Annotated in this window: 14 protein-coding genes; 2 read left to right on the forward strand and 12 right to left on the reverse strand. The window is 70.2% G+C overall.

All coding sequences use genetic code 11. The annotated features are described in order from the left end of the window. Positions 1–20: 20 nt before the first annotated feature. From WMF46_RS28355 to WMF46_RS28365, 3 genes are all read right to left on the reverse strand, one after another. Positions 21–2864, reverse strand: a complete 2844-nt coding sequence (locus WMF46_RS28355; RefSeq protein WP_437980055.1) for a DUF4215 domain-containing protein — start codon at positions 2862–2864, stop codon at positions 21–23. Positions 2865–2977: 113 nt separating this feature from the next. Then, complete coding sequence (locus WMF46_RS28360) at positions 2978–6160, reverse strand: efflux RND transporter permease subunit (RefSeq protein ID WP_437980056.1); 3183 nt, start codon at positions 6158–6160, stop codon at positions 2978–2980. Next, positions 6157–7446 (reverse strand): efflux RND transporter periplasmic adaptor subunit, encoded by a 1290-nt coding sequence (locus WMF46_RS28365; RefSeq protein WP_437980057.1) that lies wholly within the window; start codon positions 7444–7446, stop codon positions 6157–6159. The genes WMF46_RS28360 and WMF46_RS28365 overlap by 4 nt, the downstream gene beginning before the upstream one ends. A gap of 231 nt (positions 7447–7677) precedes the next feature. On the opposite strand from WMF46_RS28365, the gene WMF46_RS28370 reads away from it, so the two are divergent. Further along, the gene (locus WMF46_RS28370) at positions 7678–8418 is read left to right on the forward strand and encodes a methyltransferase domain-containing protein (RefSeq protein ID WP_437987947.1); all 741 of its coding nucleotides are present in this window, start codon (positions 7678–7680) and stop codon (positions 8416–8418) included. On the opposite strand, the gene WMF46_RS28375 is transcribed toward WMF46_RS28370, so the two are convergent. From WMF46_RS28375 to WMF46_RS28400, 6 genes are all read right to left on the reverse strand, one after another. Then, positions 8384–9169, reverse strand: coding sequence for an AraC family transcriptional regulator (locus tag WMF46_RS28375; RefSeq protein ID WP_437980058.1), 786 nt, complete (start codon positions 9167–9169; stop codon positions 8384–8386). The two genes, WMF46_RS28370 and WMF46_RS28375, sit on opposite strands and share 35 nt — an antisense overlap. A gap of 262 nt (positions 9170–9431) precedes the next feature. Next, entirely contained in the window at positions 9432–10226 is a 795-nt protein-coding gene (locus tag WMF46_RS28380) for a hypothetical protein (RefSeq protein ID WP_437980059.1), read from the reverse strand. 83 nt (positions 10227–10309) lie between these two features. Further along, positions 10310–11197 carry a hypothetical protein gene (locus WMF46_RS28385; protein ID WP_437980060.1) on the reverse strand — a complete coding sequence of 296 codons (888 nt, stop codon included), beginning with the start codon at positions 11195–11197 and terminating at the stop codon, positions 10310–10312. Next, positions 11160–12041: a hypothetical protein gene (locus tag WMF46_RS28390; protein WP_437980061.1), complete on the reverse strand. Its 882-nt coding sequence runs from the start codon at positions 12039–12041 to the stop codon at positions 11160–11162. The genes WMF46_RS28385 and WMF46_RS28390 overlap by 38 nt, the downstream gene beginning before the upstream one ends. Continuing rightward, positions 12038–12694 (reverse strand): hypothetical protein, encoded by a 657-nt coding sequence (locus WMF46_RS28395; protein WP_437980062.1) that lies wholly within the window; start codon positions 12692–12694, stop codon positions 12038–12040. Before WMF46_RS28395 ends, WMF46_RS28390 begins: the two co-directional genes overlap by 4 nt. Positions 12695–13277: 583 nt before the next feature. After that, on the reverse strand, positions 13278–14318 hold the full coding sequence (locus tag WMF46_RS28400) for a hypothetical protein (RefSeq protein ID WP_437980063.1): 1041 nt from the start codon (positions 14316–14318) through the stop codon (positions 13278–13280). A gap of 983 nt (positions 14319–15301) precedes the next feature. Here WMF46_RS28400 and WMF46_RS28405 point away from each other — a divergent pair. Beyond that, the gene (locus WMF46_RS28405) at positions 15302–15985 is read left to right on the forward strand and encodes an HAD family hydrolase (RefSeq protein WP_437980064.1); all 684 of its coding nucleotides are present in this window, start codon (positions 15302–15304) and stop codon (positions 15983–15985) included. A gap of 289 nt (positions 15986–16274) precedes the next feature. Here the strand turns inward: WMF46_RS28405 and WMF46_RS28410 are convergent, their stop codons facing one another. From WMF46_RS28410 to WMF46_RS28420, 3 genes are all read right to left on the reverse strand, one after another. Next, positions 16275–17888, reverse strand: a complete 1614-nt coding sequence (locus tag WMF46_RS28410) for a GMC family oxidoreductase (protein WP_437980065.1) — start codon at positions 17886–17888, stop codon at positions 16275–16277. A gap of 41 nt (positions 17889–17929) precedes the next feature. Beyond that, positions 17930–18415, reverse strand: a complete 486-nt coding sequence (locus WMF46_RS28415) for a sugar dehydrogenase complex small subunit (protein ID WP_437980066.1) — start codon at positions 18413–18415, stop codon at positions 17930–17932. A gap of 213 nt (positions 18416–18628) precedes the next feature. Continuing rightward, positions 18629–20020 (reverse strand): cytochrome P450, encoded by a 1392-nt coding sequence (locus WMF46_RS28420; protein ID WP_437980067.1) that lies wholly within the window; start codon positions 20018–20020, stop codon positions 18629–18631. Positions 20021–20029 lie beyond the last annotated feature (9 nt).

Consider the following 20029-nt stretch of genomic DNA (forward strand, 5'->3'; position numbering starts at 1 on the left):
TTCGTCGCATCGCCCGGCGCTCAGTCCAGCATCACCACGCGCCCAGCCTGGTCCGTCTCGGTCTCGAACAAGTAGATGACGCGCGTCGTCTTGTCGTAGGTCATCGCGAAGTCGCTCGTCGTGCCGAGGGTGCTGATCGCCCCGAGATGTGTGAAGCCGCCTGAGGCCGGGGCGACGACCGCGTGCACGTCGCCGAGCGCGTCGCGCACGTAGAGGTGGTTCGGGCTCACGAACGCGTCGATTTCGATGCTCGTCGTCAGCGTATGCACGTCGATGCTCGCGAGCTTGACCGCGGGCGACGCGATCGACGCGCGCGAGAGTCGATAGACGCCTTCCCCAGAGGCGCCGTTCGACGCGACGTAGAGGAACTGATCGTCGGCGGCGAGGCCGGTCACGTACCAGACGCCCGCGTTCGTGCCGAGCAGCACGGGCGCCCCCGGAGCGTCCACCGCGAAAGAGTAGAAGTCAGCGCTCGCGCTGGTCCGCCGCGTCGACATGAAGAGGAGCGTGCCGTCGGTCGCGATCGCGTGCGACGGCGACGACGAGGGGTAGGTGGGCCCGATGTCCCACGAGGTCGGCGCCCAGGTCGCGCCGTCGTAGATCGAGAAGAGACGAGTCGCGTTCGTCGTCGTCACGCTGTCGACGCTGAACAGCCGATTGCCCGCGTGCACGAGGTCGTAGCCGAGGTGCGTGCCCGTGATCCCGTCCGCAGCCCCGTGCTCGACGGCGAGCGCGCCAGTGGCCTTGGCGAACGAGAACACCGTCGTCGTCGTCCCGAGGAAGAGCTCGCCGTCGTTGATGGCCATGCCCTGATCACCGACCGCGCTCGTCGGGAACGTCACGGCGAGATCCGTCACGTTCCCCGCGATGCCGTCGTACACGACGTCGTTGAAGCTGAGCGCCGTGATGGCGCCGCCGACCGGGACCGCCAGGTAGAGCGTCGTGCCCGAAGGGACGACCTTACCGAACGGCGACGTGAACGCATCCGTGGAGCAGGCGAGCTCCTGCCCGCCTTCGTCGTAGACCGCAAAGGTGCCGGCGGCGTTCGCCTGGATCGATACGGCATCGTGGACGACCGTGTACGCGTACCAGTGGATGTTGCCGGCCGCCGCGAAGCAGCTCGGCGCGTCCAGGCGCTGGCCCGACGAGGGCGCGATCGCGCTCGAGCTCGCGATCGGCTCTGCCGTGGGCCAGCTCTCGCCTGGACCGGGGAAGATCTCCGTCACCTGGACCTGTGCGCCGCCGAACTCCTCGCCCGTGGCCTCCGTGCTCACCCACAACCAGACGGGACCCGCGGGCGACGGCGCGGTGAACGAGATGACGTCCTTGTTCGCGCGGCAGTTGCGCGACACCTTCGCGGCGCTCGCCGGATCGCACACGCTGAGCAGCTCCACGTCGAGGTCGGAGGCGGAGGGGCCGAGGTTCTGCACGTCGACCTTGAGCACGCTCGAGGCGGAGGCCTTCTCGTATTCGATGACCGTGTCCACGCCGTGGATGTCGCCGTACGGCGCGGTGTCGTCGCACGAGATCGAGCCCGGCTCGCCCCAGGCGGGACCCATGTCGAACGAGTTGATCTCGGCCGGCACGTTCCAGGTGTGCGGCATGCCCGGCCCGGCGGGCGGCGCGTAGATGGCGCTCGCCTCGGTGTACGGCGAGAAGCACCCTTCGCCTTCGGCGTCGTCCGCGTCGATCTCCCCGATGGTGACGGTCGTCGCCGGGAACGGGAACGGCGCGGTCGCCGGCGAGTTCTTTCCCACCCACACGTGGTAGGTGCCCGCGGGCACGTCGAGGTACACGTCCCAGTCGTGCTTGAACCAGAGGCACTTCAGCGACGTCCCCGGGTTCACCGCGCAATCTCCGCTCACCACCTCGACGTTCAGGTAGTCGGCGGTCGCCGTGCTCGCGGTGTCGGCTCTCACGTGCAGGAGCTTGCCCCCGTTCTCGACGGTGTCGCTCGACTTCACGAAGCGCAACACCACGTCGGGGCCCAGCGTGTTCACGTCGCACGCGAAGGTGCCTTCGGCCTGCGTGACGCTGCCCGCGTCGATGCTCCACACGTGGTCGGGCCCGGCCTGCGCGGCCTGCGAAATGACGAGCGGGTCGTCGCAGCTCTCGCCGGTGTTGGGCGTGCACGCGTCGCTGCACCCGTCGCCGCTCACGGCGTTGCCGTCGTCGCACGCTTCGAGCCCCGCGACGATGCCGTCGCCGCACACGGTCACGCACGCGCTCGGCTGCCCCGAGCACCTGTAGCCGAGCTCGGGCGTGCAATCGGCGCTGCACCCGTCGCCCCCGAGGGTGCCGCCGTCGTCGCAGCCCTCGGCCCCCACGGCGAGGCTGTCGCCGCAGATCGCCGTGCAGAGGCTAGGCTCGCCGGCGCACGAGAACCCGGGCTCGACGAAGCAACCATCGTCGCAACCGTCGCCTGGGGTCGTGTTGTCGTCGTCGCACGCTTCGGCGCTGTCGAGCTCGCCGTCACCACACGCAGGTCCCGCGCCGCCTTGTCCGCCTGCGCCGCCCATGCCGCCTGCGCCGGCCTCGCCGCCTGCGCCGCCTGTGCCGCCCTCGCCGCCTGCGCCGCCCTCGCCGCCTGCGCTGCCTGCGCCGCCCTCGCCGCCTGCGCCGCCTGCGCCGCCTGCGCCATCCGTGCCGCCTGCGCCGCCCGAAGAGACCGCGCTTTCTTCGCCACCAGCGCCGCCGTTCCCACCCGAGCCACCGTCGCCGCCCGAGGCGCCAACCCCTCCGCTCGCCCCCGCGCCGGAGGAAGCACCCGACGACGGGTTCGAGGAACTCTCGTCATCCCCACACGCAATGAGGATCGACGCGGCAACGATGATGGCCAACGTGGCGTGATGTTGTTTCGACATGCTCGACCAGCCTCCGGCTCAGCTGCCGATTGTCCCACAACGCAAGGCTTGACCGGTCGTGAGCCGGCGCTCTCACGCGGGTTGCGGTGCCTGCGTGGCCCGGTGAGCGACCGTCAGGGCAGGGCCGACGATCGGGTCGATGTGGGGGCCGTGGAGCCCGGCCGCCGGAGCCGGGCAAGGCGCGCCCGCAGGTCGTCCGCGACCACGTAGAACGCCGGCACGACGAGGAGGCTGAGCGCCGTCGAGACGACGAGGCCGCCGATCACCGCCGCGGCCATCGGAGCCCGGATCTCGGCGCCGGGGCCGAGCGCCAGCGCCGACGGGACAGCGGCCATCAGCGTCGCGATCGAGGTCATCAGGATGGGGCGCAGCCGCACCGGGCCGGCGCGGAGCATCGCCTCGCGGGCGCCCATCATCTCCCCTGCCCCCTCGCCGTGCCCACGCCTCACCTCGATCGCGTGATCCACGAGGATGATCGAGTTCTTCTTCACGATCCCCATGAGCAGGAGGATCCCGATCATGCTGAAGATGTTGAGCGTGTGCCCTGTCAGGAGCAGCGCGAACGCGGCGCCCGCGATCGACAGCGGCAGGATCGTCAGCACCGTGACCGGGTGCAGGAACGAGTTGAACTGGGACGCGAGCACCATGTACGCGACGAGGATCCCGAGCACCAGCGCGAAGAGGAGCCCGCCCATCGACTCGCGGAACGTCACGCTCGCGCCGCCCAGCACCAGGCGGTAGCCGGCCGGCAGATCCCGGCCGAGCTCCTCGACGCGGGCCACCGCCTCGCCCTGCGAGCGCCCCGGCGCGACGTTGCCGAAGACCGAGATCGCGCGCTCTCGGTCGCGGCGCGTGATCGCCTGGAGCGCGGGGCGCTCCTCGTAGGTGACGACCGACGTCAGCGGGACCAGCGCGCCCGACGCGCTCCTCACCTGGATGCGCGCGAGATCCTCGGGCCGGCTCCGCTGCTCCGCGAGCAGGCGCGCGCGGACGTCGATGCGGCGCCCGTTGTCGTTGTACTTGGCGACGCGCCCGCCGCCGATCAGCGTGTTCAGCGTCGTCGCGATGGCCTCGACGCTCACGCCCAGATCCGCGGCGCGCGCCCGGTCGGGCACGATGCGGAGCTCGGGCATGCCGAGCTGGTAGTCGGAGTCGAGATCCACGACGACGCCGCTCTGCGCGAGCTCGGCCCGGATGCGCTCGCTGTGCTTCGTGAGCTCGTCCCAGTCGGGGCCGCGGATCGAGAACTCGACAGGGAACCCGCGCTGGGCCGTGAAGCCCGACTGCGAGAGGTCCTGGACCACGGCGCGCAGGCCGGGGTAGCCGTTCAGCTCCTTGCGGAGCGCGCCCTGGAGATCGGCCTGCGAGAGCGCCCGCTCGTCCGCCGGCTTCATCGTGACGAACAGCACGCCCGTGTTCACGCCGCCCCCGCCGCCGAAGCCGCCGACAACGGCGAAGACCCGCTCCACCGCCGGGTTCGCGCCCACGGCCGCCTCGGCGCGGCGGAAGAGCCGGTCGGTCTCCTCGATGTCCGAGCCGACCGCCGTCTGGAGGCGGACAAGGAGCCGCCCCTGGTCCTGGGACGGGACGAACTCCGTCGGGAGGCGCTGCATGGCGACGATCGCGCCGGCGAAGAGGATCGCGCCGAGCAGGACCACCGCGACCGGGAACCGGAGCGCCCGGGCGAGCAGCCAGCCATAGCCGCGGGAGAGCGCCTCGAAGCCGCGATCGACGAGCCGCCCGAGGCGGCTCCGGCCCTCGCGGGAGACGTCGAGGATCTGCGCGCAGCGGGCGGGCGCGAGGGTGATCGCCTCGAGGTACGAGAGCAGCACGGCGATGCAGAGGGTCACGCCGAACTGGAGGAAGAACCGGCCGACCACCCCCTCCATGAAGATGATCGGGAGGAAGATCGCGACGACGGCGAGCGTCGCGGCGAGCGCCGCGAAGGTGATCTCGGCCGTGCCCTCGCGGGCGGCGCGGACGCGGTCCTTCCCCCCTTCGGCGTGCCGGTGGATGTTCTCGAGCACCATGATCGCGTCGTCGACGACGATGCCGACGGCGAGCGAGAGCCCGAGCAGCGTGAAGGTGTTCAGCGTGAAGCCGAGGAAATAGATCGCCGCGACCGTGCCGAGCAGCGACATCGGGATGGCCAGGACGACGTTGAGCGTGCTCGAGAGCGAGCCGAGGAACATCCAGCAGACGAGGGCCGTGAGCGCGATGGCCATGCCGAGCTCGAGCTCGATCTCGTGGACCGACTCCTCGATGAACTTCGTCGAGTCGAAGTTCACGCCGACCTCCATCCCCTCGGGCAGGGACTTCTGGACCTCGGCAAGCGCGGTCCGGACCCCCCGGGCGACCTCGACCGCGTTCGAGCCGCGCTGCTTCCTCACGCCGAGGCCCTGCGCCGGCTCCCCGTTCACCCGGGCGAGCCGGCGGACGTCCTCGAAGCCGTCCTCGACGAGCGCGACGTCCTCCAGGTACACCGTGGCGCGCGCCGACGACGGCGGCCCCGCCGCCTGAGCGGCAGCGCCCGGCTGGGCGGCCGAGACGGGGTTGCCCTGGCGGAGGACGATCCGCTTGAAGGTCGCGAGATCGAGCGCCTCCCCCATCACCCGCACGTTGAGCTCCCGCCCTTCTGTCTCGATGCGGCCGGCGGGGAGCTCGATGTGCTGGCGGCGCAGGGCCTCGGTGACGTCGGCGACGGTGAGCCCGTTCGCCGCGAGTCGATCGGCGTCGAGCCAGATGCGGACGTTGCGCTCGAGGTAGCCGCCGAGCGTGAGCTCTCCGACGCCGGGCACCGTCTGGAGCTTCTCCTTCAGCCGGTAACGCGCGATATCGGCGACGAGCTGGGGAGAGAAGGGGCCGGAGAGCCCGACCCACATGATCGGCTGGTCCTCCGGGTTCGTCTTGGAGACGACGGGCGGGTCGAGGTCGAGCGGCAGCCGCCGCTGCGCCTGGGAGATCTTCGTCTGAACGTCCTGGAGCGCGACGTCGACGTCGCGCGACAGGTCGAGCTCGATGGTGACCGAGGCGCTCCCCTGGCGCGACGTCGACGTGATCGATCGGATCCCCTCGACCTGGACGGCCGCCTCCTCGAGCGGCTCGACCACGTCGTGCTCCATGATCTCGGGGGCGGCGCCCTCCAGCGTGGCGGAGATGGTGATGGTGGGGAAGTCGACGTCGGGGAACTGGCTGATGCCGATGCGCGACACGGCGACGAGGCCGAAGACGATGGTCGCGGCCATCAGCATCCAGGCGAAGACCGGCTTCCTGAGGCAGGCTTCGGTGAGGCTCACGGCACGCTCCGTGACGAGCTGGCGGGAGCGGTCAGCGGCGACGCGCCGGACGAGGCGGCGGGCGGCGGCGCGCCGGACGAGGCGGCGGGCGGCGACGCGCCGGCCGCGGACGCGCCGGCGTCTGCGCCTCCCTCGGGGTGGCGCCCCGCGGCCTGGCCTCCCGGCACGCTGCCGGGCGCCGCGATGCGGACCTGCGCCCCCTCGCGCAACGCCTCCGCGCCGCGCGTCACGAGGAGCTCCCCCACGGAGAGGCCCGACTTGACCTCGACGCGCCCGTCGGGCGTGCGCAGGCCCAGCGAGAGCACACGCTCGCGCGCGGTGGTGCCGTCGACCACGTACGCGAGGAACCCCCGCTCGCTCGGTCGCACGGACGTGAGTGGGATCACGGGGGCGTCGCCGCTCGCGCCCACAGGCACGGTCACCTCGGCGAAGGTGCCGGGGCGGAGCAGCTCCTTGCCCTCGCCCTGTACCTCGCCGGTCACGGCAACCATGCGCGTCGCCGGATCTGCCGCATCGGCGACGTGCGTCAGCCTGGCGCTGTAGGTCCGGGCATCGCCCTTCACCGTGAAGCGCGCCTCCATGTCGGGCCTGACCCGCGGGGCGTCGGCGGCGGGGATCTGGAAGCGGAGCAGGAGCGGGTCGCGGCGCAGGAGCGTCGCGAGCACGGTGCCGACAGGCACGTGCTGGCCGGTCTGCACGGTGCGCGTCTGGATCTTCCCCTGGATCGGGGCGCGCACGTAGGCGTCGCGCAGGTTCAGGAGCGCCTGGTCGACGGCGACCTTCGCCTCGGCGACCTGCGCGGCGGTCGTCGCCGCCCTCGAGCGCCAGGACGCGACGTCTTCCTTGCTGAACACGCCGTCGGCGCCCTCGGCCTCGCGCCGCTCGAGCCCCGCGGCCGCCTCGGCCTGGGTGGCGGTCATCCGATCGAGCGTCGCGCGCGCCGCGCGGACGGCGAGGTTGTACCGGGCCGGGTCGATCTCGACGAGCACCTGCCCCGCCTTGACCTCGGCGCCCTCCATAAACCGCACCGCCTCGACGACGCCGGCGACGCGCGCGGTGAGCTGCACCTGCTCGAACGCCTCGACCGCCCCGACGGCCGGCACGGCGTACTCGACCCGCTCCGCCGCGACGGGCACGACCTCGACCGGGAAGCTGAGCCCCTGCTTCGCGGGCTTGCGCCCCTGCTCGGGCGAGGCCTCCCCGCCCTTCTTGCACGCCGGAGATCCGAGGAAGACAAGCCCCGCCACCAGGGCGAGCGCGGCCACGCGAATCGGTTGGAGCACCATCTAGGTGGAGGAGTAGCGCAACTTGAGCCGCTGTGCGCGGGGCCGAGCGGGGTGACCGATCGCAAACCTCGCCGATCCAGCAAAAAGACACGCACTGCCGCGCAGGACAGACACTCCGTACAGTCCCGCAGACAGCACGGATGCTGACCCACGAGCCCGGCGTGAAACCAGCAACGACGGGCGAGCTGACACGAGCTGGCGGAGACGACGATGACAGACCTGGTCAACGACATGACCGAACGATTTCTGCGCGATGCCGGCATCGCTCCCGGCATGCGCGTCCTCGACGTGGGGTGCGGCCGAGGCGACGTGAGCTTCATGGTCGCCCGCATCGTCGGCGAAGGGGGCTGTGTGCTCGGGGTAGACCGTGATCCGGCGCCCATCGCGGTCGCTCGCCGGCGCGCCGCCGAGCTGGGACTCCGCCAAGTCGCCTTCCAAGAGCGGGACCTCGGCGCGCTCTCCCCCACTGCCGAGCGCTTCGATGCCGCCGTCGGCCGGAGGGTGCTCATGTACCAGCCGGATCCTGTCGCTGCGGTCCGTGCCATGGCCGGTGCCGTGCGCGCCGGCGGCCTGATCCTGCTTCAGGAGAACGACCCGACGATGGGCCAGGGCAGCCTCGTGCCCATGGATCTGCACCGCCAGGTGCACCAGTGGATCTGGCGTACCGTCGAGCGTGAGGGCGCGAGCCTCCACATGGGATTCCAGATGCCGAGCGTCTTTGAAGAAGCGGGCCTGACCGTGCAGCTCGTGAGGGCCGAGGCCATCGTGCAGACGCCGAAGCTCCAGCATCAGCTCGCGTTGATCGTCCGCGCGATGCTCCCGCGCATCGTGCAGCAAGGCGTGGCGTCGGAGGCCGAGGTCGACGTGGACACCCTGGAAGAACGTCTCGCCGCCGAACGGACGAAGGCCAATACCACCTTCGTCGGCGACCTCGTCTTCAGCGTGTGCGGCCGGACACCGTCTCCTGGGTGAGCTTGCGGCCCTTGCTCTGCGCTTCGGCGCGCCACGCCGCCGGCGTCGCCCCGTGCTCTCTACGGAACATGCGGATGAAGTGCGTCGCGTCCGCGTAGCCGACGCGCTCGGCGACGAGTTCGACCCTCTCGTCGGAGTGGAGGAGGATGCGGCGAGCCTCCGCCATTCTCCCGGCCACGATCCACTCGACAGCGCTCCGGCCCGTCGCCCGAGAGAGCGCCGTCGTCACGTACGCCGGGCTCCGCCCGACCGATCGCGCGACGTCCTTCAGCGAGAGCGGCCGAAGGCAGTTTCGCTCGATGAAGCGAAGGGCATCGACGACGACTCCCGGCGATGGCGAGGCAGGGTGTTGCGAGCGCGCGGCCTGCTGAACCTCGTTGAGGATGAGAACAAGGAGGCTCCGCTGGACGACGTCAGGAGCGCCGCCATCCCACGATCCCGTCGCGCGCATCAGCTCGCGGAGCAGCATGTCGATGTGCGCGTGGCGATCCGCGGGCACCCGAACGACGGGGGATGCGCCGGCGCGCACGCGCTCGAACGGCTCGAGCAAGCTGCCCGCCTCCTCGGCGGCCAAGCAGGGGACACAGAAGCCAACGCCGATCCAGTCCGGGGCCGCCTTCTCGATCGAGCGGTGCGGCTGTCCGGCCGGCACGAGGAGGACGTCTCCAGCCTCGACGTTCCATCGACCGCGCTGCTCGATCCGAGAAGAGCCGCTCGTGTAGAACGCCAGCGCGGCGAAGGCGTGGGTCATCGACGCCCGCATGACCGGCTGCACCGGTGAGGGTTGCCGGCAGCAAAAGATCGCTCGGCCCCCGCCCACAAGGTCCTCTCGCTGGATCGCCGACGCGGGGGGCATGAGCGCCATGATGGCATCGGCGGCAGCAGGAGGCGAGCGCCGGCGCTCTCCGTCGAGCATGCCGCTGGATTGTAAGAAGATCTTCCCTGCGCTGCGCCAGCGAAAGCCCAGCGAAGATCCGGCGGGCCCGACCTGCGCGCGCGCCTGCCGGACAGAGCTACGGCTTCAGCGTCATCTGCATCTTGTAAGTCTGCATGCCGAACATCACGCCCGCCGGGGCGCCAGGATCGATGGTCCCGTCCCGGCCGCGGCTCAAGCGCACGAAGGCCGGACACCCCTCGGCGGGGAGCCCCGTGGGGTACGAGCCTTCGGGAACGATGAACGAGCCGGTGTCGTCCACCTCCCCCGACGAGTCGACCCAGGATACGTCGTCCAGACAGGGACCCGGCTCATCGAAGCTGACAGGTCCGATGGACCACCTCATCATGTCGTCCTTGCCGAGCGGCTCCCACGAGAGCACGAGATCCTCGCCGGAGCCGAGGCTGAACACGCTCTCCGCCTCGGGAGACGTGAGCTCCGAGAGCTCGGGCATCACGATCTCCCAGCCGTCGAGATCGTTGAACCGGGCACGGATCGCGCGGCCCGGCTCGGCCTGCTTGAGATAACCGCGGCACTTGGCGGCGATGAGGTCGTCCTCCGGATAGCTGTCATGCCACCAGTAGCAGGCGAGTTCCGCCTCCTCCGCGCCGTTGCTCACGATGAACCTGTCGGGGAGGTACTCCCCGTCGCCAGGGTCTCGGACGCCGAACGCGCTGCTGACGTCCACCTTCCGGACGAAGGCCTCCGCTTCGCCGAGGTACTCGACTCCATCGCGGACGATCGGCACGTTGTATCCGTAGACCCGGATGACGACCGCCTCGTCCTCCGCCAGGGGCCGGTACTCGTCCGGCCCACACGCTGCCCCGGAGAGACCCAAGACGGCGATCAAAGCCAGCCACGCAATGCCTCTCATGAATTCCTCCACGCTCCTATGTCTTTACAAGAGACGGCTGCGCCGCGCGGGGGCAACCTGTGCGCCTTCTCGCGGAAAAGAAGCTACGGCTTCAGCATGATCCGTACCTCATAAGACTGGCGCGCGAAGATCGAGCCCCTCTGGACGCCGGGATCGATGCTCCCGCGGCGGCCGCGGTCAAACCGCAGGAGAGCCTGACACCCGTCGGGGGGAAGGCCCGTCGGATACGAATCCCTGGGAACGACGAACGCCCCGGTGTCGTCCATGGCCCCGTCCGAACGGTACCACGCTACGTCATTCACACACGGCCCTGGGTCGTCGAAGCTGACGGGTCCGAGAGACCATCCCATCCGGTCGTCCGTACCCAGCGGCTCCCACGAAAGCGCCAGATCCTCGCCAGCGCTGAGGCTGAACTCGCTGTCCTGCTCGGGAGACGTGAGCATCGATAGCTCGGGCATCACGACCTCCCAGCCGTCGAACTCGTTGAAGGTGGCGCGGACCGCACGACCGGGCTCGGCCTGGACGAACTGACCACCACAGGAGGTCGCGATGAGGTCGTCCTCCGGATAGCTGTCCTCGTAGAGGACGCAACGGAGCGTGATCTCCTCGAGGCCGTTGTTCACGACGAACCTGTCGGGGAGATATTCCCCGTCGTCGTGCATCCGGACACCGAACGCATTGGGATTGTCCGTCTTCCAGACGTAGCCCTCCACCTCGCCCCGGTACGTGACGCCATCGCGGACGAGGGGCGTCTCGAACCCGTAGACGTCGATGCGAACGGCGTCGTTCTCCCCGAGCGGCCGGTACTCGTCCGGCGCGCAAGCCACTCCCGAAAGGCCCAGCGCCGCGATCACGGCCGGCCTCGCGATATTGCTCATGATCTCCGCCCGCTCCCGTCCTTTTTGAGAGAGACAGCGACGATGCCCCTTCCGCTCAGGGGAGCCCCTCCGGGCAAGGAGGGCAATCACCACCGCAATCTACACCTATTTCCAGGCCATTCTGGCGATCGTCATCGCACCTCGGCGGCTGGCACCTGCCCTTGAAGCACACCTTCGTCAGGCAATCCGGGCCGTCGATGCACTTGTCTCCAGCAGCGCAGGTACGGCAGTTGGACCCGCAGTCGATGTCGACCTCATGCTCGTTCTGGATGCCATCGCTGCACGTGGCAAAGCTGCACCGGTCATCGAAGCCACACACACCGGTATTGCAATCCTCCCCCGTGGCACACGGGTACGTCGGGCGACACGGATCGCAGCGGCCACCGCAGTCCACATAGGACTCGCCGGTGTCTACATCGAGCTCGCCATTGTCGCAGGCGAGCGGGATGCACTTGCTGCGCGGGGAGCAGTACATGGTCGGATCCCCGCAGTCTGCGTCCGACAGGCACTCGACCAAGTTTTGCTGGCCGTCGCACAGCCCCGAGCCGTCAGGGGCCGGACCTCGCCGGGTCCATTCGTTCAGCTGATGCGCGCCGTCGCAGAAGTCATCCGTGCAAGGGTTGCCGTCGTCCGGCACGTCGTCCGGCGTGGGCAAGACGACCTTCTGCCCGTCCCTGTCGCACGCGATCGTCATGCAGTCGCCCGGGTACTGGCCGCGGTACTCCCCCACCTCTCGCTGGCACTTGCCATCGACGCACTTCACCGTGCCACAGGCGGGGTCCGGCGGGTCGTCGCAATCGTACTCGGTCACGCACTCGGGGCGCTCCGGCGGAGGCGCTGCGGCCCCCTCCGAGCACGCGATCCACAGCGAGGCCACGGAGAGCATCGCGCCGGCGGCAAGAAGGTGCCTGCTCGTGGTCATGTTGCCTTTCTTCATGTCTCTTCGTCTGAGATGAACAGCGGGCACGCAGTGGGGCAGCTCGCGCCGCAGTCGATGCCTTGTTCGTTGCCGTTCATCAGTCCATCCTCGCACGTCGGGCGCCGGCACCTGCCGTCGGCGCACACACCGCTCTGGCAGGACTCGTGAGCGTCGCACCGCCGGCTGGCAGCGCACGCGGGACACGACGGCGCGCCGCAATCGACGTCCGTCTCGGCGCCGTTCAGGATGCCATCACGGCAGCTCGTCTCCTCGCACAGCATGTCCGAGCCGCACGCGCCCTCGATGCAGTCGCTGTCGGCCGTGCACGGCTGTCCTGCCCTGCACGGCTGGCACCGGCCGCCGCAGTCCCGCGCCGTCTCGCCCGAGGCATCATCAAAGATGCCGTTGTCGCACCACTCGAGGACGCACGTGCCCGATGTCGAGCAGGCGTACGACGGGCTCCCACAGTTCTCGTCGCGAAGGCATCCGACCAGATGCCCTTCGCCATCGCAGTACCCGGAGCCCTCTTCGGCGTTCCCCGCTGCCCTCGGACGGTGCACGCTGACCCCTTGCACGCATGCGTCGGTCGTGCACTCGTTGCCGTCGTTGAAGACGTCGCCGTCGTCGGCCACGGCGACCACCCGCCCAGCCTCGTCGCAGCGCAGGGTCATGCAATCGCCAGCCCGCTGGTTCGGGAATCGCTCTCGCAGGGCCAGCCTGCAGACCTCCGCTACGCACACGGCCTCGCCGCAGCGAGGGTCAGCAGGCTTCGGGCAATCGTCGGCTGTCTTGCACAGCATGGCGTTACACTCGCTGATGGGCCGACACTCCCGCTTGCAGGAATCGCCCTCTTCCTCCCTGGCGCCGGGCTCGCAGCAGCGCGCCTCCCCCGGATCCGGACACCGGCAGCGCCCATCGATGCACTGCGTTCCGTTCAGCTTGGGCTGGCAGTCTGCGGTTGAATCGCACAGAGGCTCCTGTTCCACATCGACATAGGGGTCACCGCTGCAGGCAGCCCAGAGCAAGCACCCCAGGAACACAGCGCCGGAAGCGCGCAGCCCGCGCTGCCACATTGGAGCCATGATATCAGGCCTCCTCATCCGGGGGATCGCGGAGATCCCCGCCACGCGTCGAACGACGCGCGTTGTTCGCATTGCGATCGACGTCCGCAAATTCTCCACCCAAAATGAACTGCCATTCAGAAAGATGAAGTGGGCTTACTGCTCGGGAGCACGTCTCTGCGGAGCTCGGGCGCTACCACGAGAACGAGAGCCCCACGCCCGGGGCGGCCCCTACGACCCCAACGCGGACCTTTGCCTCTGGCGCGAGCAGGAACCCCGCGGCCACGGCGCCGCCGGCCGAGAGACCCGCACCGACGAGGGCGCCCACGGACAGCGCCGTGAACGTCTTCGTGCGCCCATCGGCGCCGGCATACGCGTCGCAGGCAGGCAGCCCCGGCCGGCAATGGAAGACCTCCCACTGCGCTCGGCCCATGGCAGCGTCCCGCTCCTCGGCAGCGTCGTTGGCCTCCAGGACCGAGAGGGCCCCGACTGTGGCGAGGGCGGCCGACGTGGTCGCGAGGGCGCCCACGGTCCACCACCGCAGCGCGGGGCTGGGCGTGGAAGAAGGGGGCGCCGCGACGAGCGGCGAGGCTACCTTGCTCGCCGGGAAATGCGCTGGCGCTTCGGCTCGGGCGCGCGGGAACGTCAGCCAGACGGTCCTCTCACCGCCCGCGTCGACCGCGGCCACGACCTCGCGCAGCTCTCCGGCGAGCTGTCCGCTCACACGGTGCTGACCGGAATTGACGTACACGGGGCGGGGGAGCGGGGACAGGCCGACTTGCCGCCCATCCACGAGCACGGCGGCGCCGGGCTCGCTCGCGCGCACGTCGAGCGCGCCGACGTGCCGGCGCGCTTCCGCGAAGTTGGCCCGCGCCAGCTCGTAGCTCTCCTTGAAGCCCGGCGGCACCCAGATCTTCGGGGCGTCTGGGGTGCCGACCATGTCGAAGTAGATGGAGAGGAACTCTGCCGCCCTCTCGAAGTCGTGCAGCCTGAACGACAGCATCCCCACGCGGAACGCGTCGGAGGCGCTCTTCGTGAGCCCCCACAGCGTCAGGTGGATGTCGCGCGCGTCCGCGAGCCGCCCCTCATCCAAGAGCCGCTTCGCCTCGTCGAGCATCTCTCGTTCGGGCCCGGTCGGCGGCGGCCGCCGCGGGAGCGGGGCTGCCGCCGCCGGTACTGGGCAAGTGAGCAGCAGCAGGACCGCTGTGATCAGGCTGAGCGGCGGGCGTCGCATGGTGTTGTCTTCCGGGAGTCCTCCGCGCGGCGAAGGCGCGCCGCACAGCTCGCGAGGACGTCGCACGCGCGGTGCGCCTCGGGCTCAGGGTCGAGGGCCTGACACGGGAGTTCGGGCAACGTGCTCTCTCGATTTCCAGCGCCTAACCTACCAGAGATCACCACGAGGTTGCGCTCGAAACGGTCGGCACCAACAGAAGATGTGAGGACGAACGACCCTTCAAGAAGGCGCCAGGACCAACGACACGCATTGCGTTTAGATGACAAAAATTCTCACATTATGTGAACCTTCACGCCAAAATTCTCACTCTGTTTTCAACCCGGGTCAGCTTGAGGCCCGAGATGACGACGTGGCTGCGCTCGAACCACTCATTATGTAGGGTGGACATCAGAGCGAGCACGTCGCATTGGATCTATAGAAATAAATTTCTCATATCTGATGAGCCAACGCTCCAAAAATTCTCGACCTGGGTCAGCCGACGCGACGACGCTGCTCCTCGACCTGGGCCAGCGGCGCGACGCTGCTCCTCAACCTGGGTGAGCTGTCGCCAACCTGAGCTGGTGCTTCAACCTGGGTGAGCAGACGGGACGAGCGGACGGCGCCCCAACCTGGGTGAGCCGACGCTCCAGAAATTCCCAACCTGGGTGACCTGGCGCGGGGCGGGCGACTCAGCGAGCCTTCAACCAGCCGCCCGAAGCCCCGCGCCGGCACCACAGCCGCACCGCGATCGGGCGGACCGGCGCGCCGCTGGCTGGGCGCCCGGTCTCCGGCCGACGCCGCCAGGTTCCGGCCCCATGGCGCAGGACGAGCGCTGGAGCGCTGGTTCCAAGGTCGATCCGCGCCGGATCGCTGGCTTCAAGCTCGACCCACGAGGACTCCGACGACCCCCCGGCCCAGCTGCCTGGCGAGACCGCGACGGGGCCGTCGCGCCCGCCGCCCTTCCGCGCTCGCCCAGAGGCGGCGCCGATCTATACCATGGGGACATGCGCCCCACCGTGCTCCTCTGGGACATCGACGGCACCCTGCTCTCCACCGGCGGCGCAGGCCGGCGCGCCATGGAGCACGCGTTCGCCCGGTACGCCGAACGGCGCGACGCGTGCGAGGCGTTCTCGTTCGCCGGCATGACCGACCGGGCCATCATCCGGACAGGGCTCGAGACGGTCGGGCGCGAGGCCACGGAGGACGCCATCGACGCGCTCCTCGCGATCTACGTCGAGATCCTCGCGCAGGAGATGTCGCTCGCCGGCGACACCCGGGTCCACGCCGGCGTCATCGAGGCGCTCGACGCCGCCGCCCGGCGCGCGAAGTGCGCCATCGGCCTCGGCACGGGGAACGTCCGCGCCGGGGCGCAGGCGAAGCTCACCCGGGTCGGCATCTACGAGCGGTTCGCGTTCGGCGGCTTCGGCTGCGATCACGAGCGCCGCGACGAGCTCCTGCGCATCGGCGCGGAGCGCGGGGCGGCGATGCTCGAGGCGCCGCTCGAGGCGTGCCGCGTCGTCGTCATCGGCGACACCCCGAAGGACATCGCGGCGGCCCGCGCGATCGGCGCCGAGTCGATCGCCGTGGCCACCGGCACCTACGCCCTCGCAGAGCTCGCCGCATGCGCCCCGACCCACAGCTTCACCGACCTCCGGGCGAGGGGCTCGCTCGAGGCGCTGCTCGGTTGAGATCGGAGATCTCTCGTCGAGCGGCCGGCTGACCGCTCCGGCGCCGATACGACAGAGTGTCTCTGCGAGATCGCGCCAGCGGTGATCTGATCCTCCGGAAGAGGATTCCTCGGGATCTTCCGGTGCCGGTTGGCCGGTGGCTGGAGACTTACCTTCAGCGGGCGAGCTCTCGGCTCGATAGGGAACGAGCGTCAACCGCGTCGAGGGGATAGTCGAGGCAAAGGGTGGTCTCGCCGGACGAGCGCTCCAATCCCTGCGCGGGCACCGCGTACACTGGACGATGTCGGGGTCAGCGCCCGAGCGCGGTCGCGATGGAATGCGCGGCGCGCAGCGCGAGAGCGGCGATGGTGAGCGTGGGATTCACGGCGCCGCCGGTGGGGAAGACGCCGCTGCCAAGCAGGTAGAGGTTGTCGTGGTCGTGCGCGCGCAGGTTCGGGTCGACAACCGAGGTGTTCGGGTCGGCGCCCATCCGGTAGGTGCCCATGACGTGCCCGGCGCCCTCGTGCTCGAGCCGGTGCTCGCGGAACGTGGCCCCGAGCGCGTCGAAGATCCGATCGTGGATCGCGCGCGCGGCCGTCATGCCGTCGCGGGTATAGGGGTCGATCCGGTAATGAAGGCGCGGCCGCGGCAACCCGAGCGCGTCGCGCTGATCGAAGGCAGGCGTGACGCGGTTGTCGGGATCGGGGAGCTGCTCCATCAAGCTGGACACGCAGAGCTGCCGGGTGCAATGCCACGCGAGCTCGGCGGCGAGCTGCTGGCCACGTAGACCCTTGCGCACGAGATCGGCCGCGGCGACCTCCGGCCCGCCGATCGGCCACTGCCACCCGCTGTTGCCGAGCTCCACCCGGAACGCGGCGCGCACCCCCCGAGAGGCGCTGTTCCGCGTGGCGTCGATACCCCCCGTCGAGAGCGGTCCGCGGGGCTGCCCGAGCGCTTCCCCGGCGAGCGCCCAGCTCAGCTGGATGGGGTGATCCATGAGGTTGCGCCCCACCTGGCCGCTCCTGTTCGCGACCCCGTCCGGCAGCGCGTCGGTCCGGGACATCAGGAGCAGCTTGGGCGTCTCGATCCCGTGCGCCGCCAGGATATAGACCTTGCCCGAGGCCTCGTGTTCTGTGCCGTCCGGACGCTTGAACAGGACACGCGACACGCGTCCGTCAGCGCCGACGCCGACGGCCGTGGCGATGGCCTCTTCCACGATCCGCACGCCGGCCAGCTCGGCCTTCTTCACGTGCACCGAGGCGTCATAACGAGCCGCGATCGGGCAGATGGGGATGCAGGATTTGCTGCCACAGCACGCGGGCCGGCCGTCGTACGCGGCGCTATTGCGCGCCTGTGCGGTGGCGGTCACCGGATAGCCGAGGGCCGAGATCCTGTCGGCGATGCGCAGATCCGAGTAGCTGTGGGGGATGGGCGCCATGGGGTAAGGCGCGCTGCGCGGCGAGCCGAGGCTGCCATCGCCGGCCACGCCCATCTCGATCTCGCTCTCGACGTACCAGGGTTCGAGCACGTCGTACCCGATGGGCCAGTCGACGCCGACTCCATAAAGGGTCTTCATCCGGAGATCGTCGGGCAGGAAGCGGAGCGCGGTCCCGAGCCAGTGCCAGGTCGTCCCGCCGACGACGCGGAGGTACGTGCTCTTGAAGAGGTCCGGGCCCTCCTGCACGTAGTACCCGCGGGGAGCGCTCTCGCTGGGCGCAGGCGCGGCCATGGAGCGAGGAAAGGGGTCCTCCAGCGTCTTGACCACGGCGCTCCGGTGGGCGCTGGCGGCCTTGTCGCGATCGACCCGCGGCCCCGACTCCAGCACGAGCACCCTGGCGCCCGCCTTCGCGAGCCGGTAGCCGGCCAGCGTCCCCGCGATGCCCGCGCCCACGATGACCACATCCGCTTGCAGCCTGTCCCCCATAACCGAGCTCCGTCCGGGCGGCGGCAGCGCGCCCCGCCGCCTCACCCCGCGGGCGGCTCTCCCCAGGACCCCATCGCCCCGCCGCAGGTGCCCGGCGCGCTGGTGTAAGGGAGCGATCTCCACGCGAGCGAGCCCTCGTAGGTCGCCAGCGCGCGCCCGCCGGCCGCGTCGTACTGGCCCGTGTACCAGAACAGGAGGATCTCGTCCGCGAGCGCCCGCAGGCGCGCGTCGGCGAAGACGCCCCGCGCGGTCAGGTCATCGAGGGGGTACGCCGGAGCGTCACCGGCGAGCCCCGCCCTGGCATAGAGGTCCTCGAGCGCCGCGGCCTGCTCCGGACGTGCGAGCAGGCAGTCGAGGTAGATCTGCGCGTGGTCCCGGGCGAGGTCGCCAACCCCGGTGAGCACCGCGGACAAGGCGAGGAACCGGTCGAGCGGCGTGGCGGCCCGGCCGCGGACCACGTGCCTTGCAAGGCCGGCGGCGGCGGCGAGGAGCGCGCAGATGAAGAGGGCGAAACGGCGCCGGCCCATGCGGAGGAAGCTTCTCTGAGGGATCCGCCCCGGATTGAGCTGCTGGATGCTGCTGTTGCCACGAGGAGGCTCGTGGCGCAGGCCTTGGTGGCATGAGGGACGAGGTGCCCGGCGTCAATCACGATCTCCCCGGGCCCACGAGGTTCGCTCTCAGACATCCTCTGCTTGACCGTCTCTGCTCGACCGCTGCCCGTCCGTCGTGGTCGCTCGACTTCAATGCCCGCCCGCGACGCTCCGCGCCTCGAATCGCGCCGGCACCCGGCCGGACGGCCCGAGCGCGGTCGTGCCGCGCGGTCGCGCTTCCTTTGGCCGCAGCGCGACGAGCCTCCCCCGCTGCGCGAGCCGCGCCAGCACGATCGCCATCTCCGTCAGCCCGAAGTGGTTGCCAATGCATACGTGCGGCCCGCCCCCGAACGGCATGTATGCCCAGTTCTTGCCGGCCCCCGTCGTCGCCGGGTCGCCCGCGAAGCGTTCCGGATCGAAGCGGCGCGGCTCGGGCCAGAACGACGGGTGGCGGTGCATCGCGAAGGGGGAGATCAGGACCGATGTGCCGCGCGGGATGGCATAACCACGGATCTCGTCGTCCTCGACCGCCTCGCGGACGATCATCCAGGCCGGCGGGTAGAGCCGCAGCGTCTCGCGCAGGACCATGGCCGTCCGCGTCAGCCTGGGCACGTCCTCCGCCTCGGGCGCGCGACCTCCGAGCACGCTGTCCACCTCGCCTCGCACCCGCTCCCATTCGTGCGGGTGCAAGGTGAACAGGACCGTCGCCCACGTCAGCGTGTTCGCCGTGGTCTCGTGCCCGGCGAAGAAGATGTGCAGCACCTCGTCGCGCAGCTCCTTCCGCGACATCCGCTCGCCGGTCTCCTCGTCGCGCGCGTCGAGGAGCGCGTCGAGCAGGTCCCCCGGCCGCTCTCCGCCCTGCTCGCGCCGGTCGATGATGCCGTACACCACCCGGTCGAACGCCGCGGTCGCCTCCCGGATGCGCACGTTGAAGGGCAGCGGCCAGGACAGCGGCACCCTGAAGGGGAGCAGCATCCGGATCTTGATGTAGCGGTCGATCTCCGCGAGCGCGCTGTCGAGCGTGGCGATGTCCGACGGGAGCTGCTGCGAGAACATCGTCTCCACGATGACGTCGCGCGTGATGCCGAGCATGAGATCGTGGGCGTGGAGCTCCTGGCCATCGGTGAGGCGCGCGAGGTGGCGCTCGGCCACCGCGTTCATCGCCGCCGTCATCCTGGCGATCCGCGCGCGAGAGAAGCTCGGCTGCATGATGCGCCGCTGCCGTAGCCAGAACGGCGGATCGCTGATCGCCAGGCCGTTGCCGAAGACGGGCTGTACGGTCTCCCTCGACTTGTCGCCGCGCAAGTACTTCCTGGCCGCTTCGTGGAGCACGTAGCGAGCGTCGTCCGGGTGGGTGAGCATCACCATGCCCGCGGCCCCGAACGGGATCCGGGCGATCGGCCCCTTCTCGATGGCGACGCGCTCCAGGAAGCCCGCGGCGTCGATCGCCATCCACGGCAAACTGCCGAGCAGCGGGATCGAGGGAGCAACAGGGATCTCGGAAGCGGGGCGGGCGGGCGGCGAGGGGGCTGCGGTCGTCATGGGCGGCTC

The organism is Sorangium sp. So ce117, from assembly GCF_051524395.1.
In the GTDB taxonomy this organism is placed as follows: domain Bacteria; phylum Myxococcota_A; class Polyangia; order Polyangiales; family Polyangiaceae; genus Sorangium; species Sorangium cellulosum_B.

What these genes read in the sequence shown, in the direction of transcription:
- WMF46_RS28355 (WP_437980055.1), bottom strand. Translation starts at nt 2,864, where the DNA reads ATGTCGAAACAACATCACGCCACGTTGGCCATCATCGTTGCCGCGTCG.
- WMF46_RS28365 (WP_437980057.1), bottom strand. Translation starts at nt 7,446, where the DNA reads ATGGTGCTCCAACCGATTCGCGTGGCCGCGCTCGCCCTGGTGGCGGGG.
- WMF46_RS28370 (WP_437987947.1), top strand. Translation starts at nt 7,678, where the DNA reads ATGACCGAACGATTTCTGCGCGATGCCGGCATCGCTCCCGGCATGCGC.
- WMF46_RS28375 (WP_437980058.1), bottom strand. Translation starts at nt 9,169, where the DNA reads ATGACCCACGCCTTCGCCGCGCTGGCGTTCTACACGAGCGGCTCTTCT.
- WMF46_RS28380 (WP_437980059.1), bottom strand. Translation starts at nt 10,226, where the DNA reads ATGAGAGGCATTGCGTGGCTGGCTTTGATCGCCGTCTTGGGTCTCTCC.
- WMF46_RS28390 (WP_437980061.1), bottom strand. Translation starts at nt 12,041, where the DNA reads ATGAAGAAAGGCAACATGACCACGAGCAGGCACCTTCTTGCCGCCGGC.
- WMF46_RS28395 (WP_437980062.1), bottom strand. Translation starts at nt 12,694, where the DNA reads ATGACCCTGCGCTGCGACGAGGCTGGGCGGGTGGTCGCCGTGGCCGAC.
- WMF46_RS28400 (WP_437980063.1), bottom strand. Translation starts at nt 14,318, where the DNA reads ATGCGACGCCCGCCGCTCAGCCTGATCACAGCGGTCCTGCTGCTGCTC.
- WMF46_RS28405 (WP_437980064.1), top strand. Translation starts at nt 15,302, where the DNA reads ATGCGCCCCACCGTGCTCCTCTGGGACATCGACGGCACCCTGCTCTCC.
- WMF46_RS28410 (WP_437980065.1), bottom strand. Translation starts at nt 17,888, where the DNA reads ATGGGGGACAGGCTGCAAGCGGATGTGGTCATCGTGGGCGCGGGCATC.
- WMF46_RS28415 (WP_437980066.1), bottom strand. Translation starts at nt 18,415, where the DNA reads ATGGGCCGGCGCCGTTTCGCCCTCTTCATCTGCGCGCTCCTCGCCGCC.
- WMF46_RS28420 (WP_437980067.1), bottom strand. Translation starts at nt 20,020, where the DNA reads ATGACGACCGCAGCCCCCTCGCCGCCCGCCCGCCCCGCTTCCGAGATC.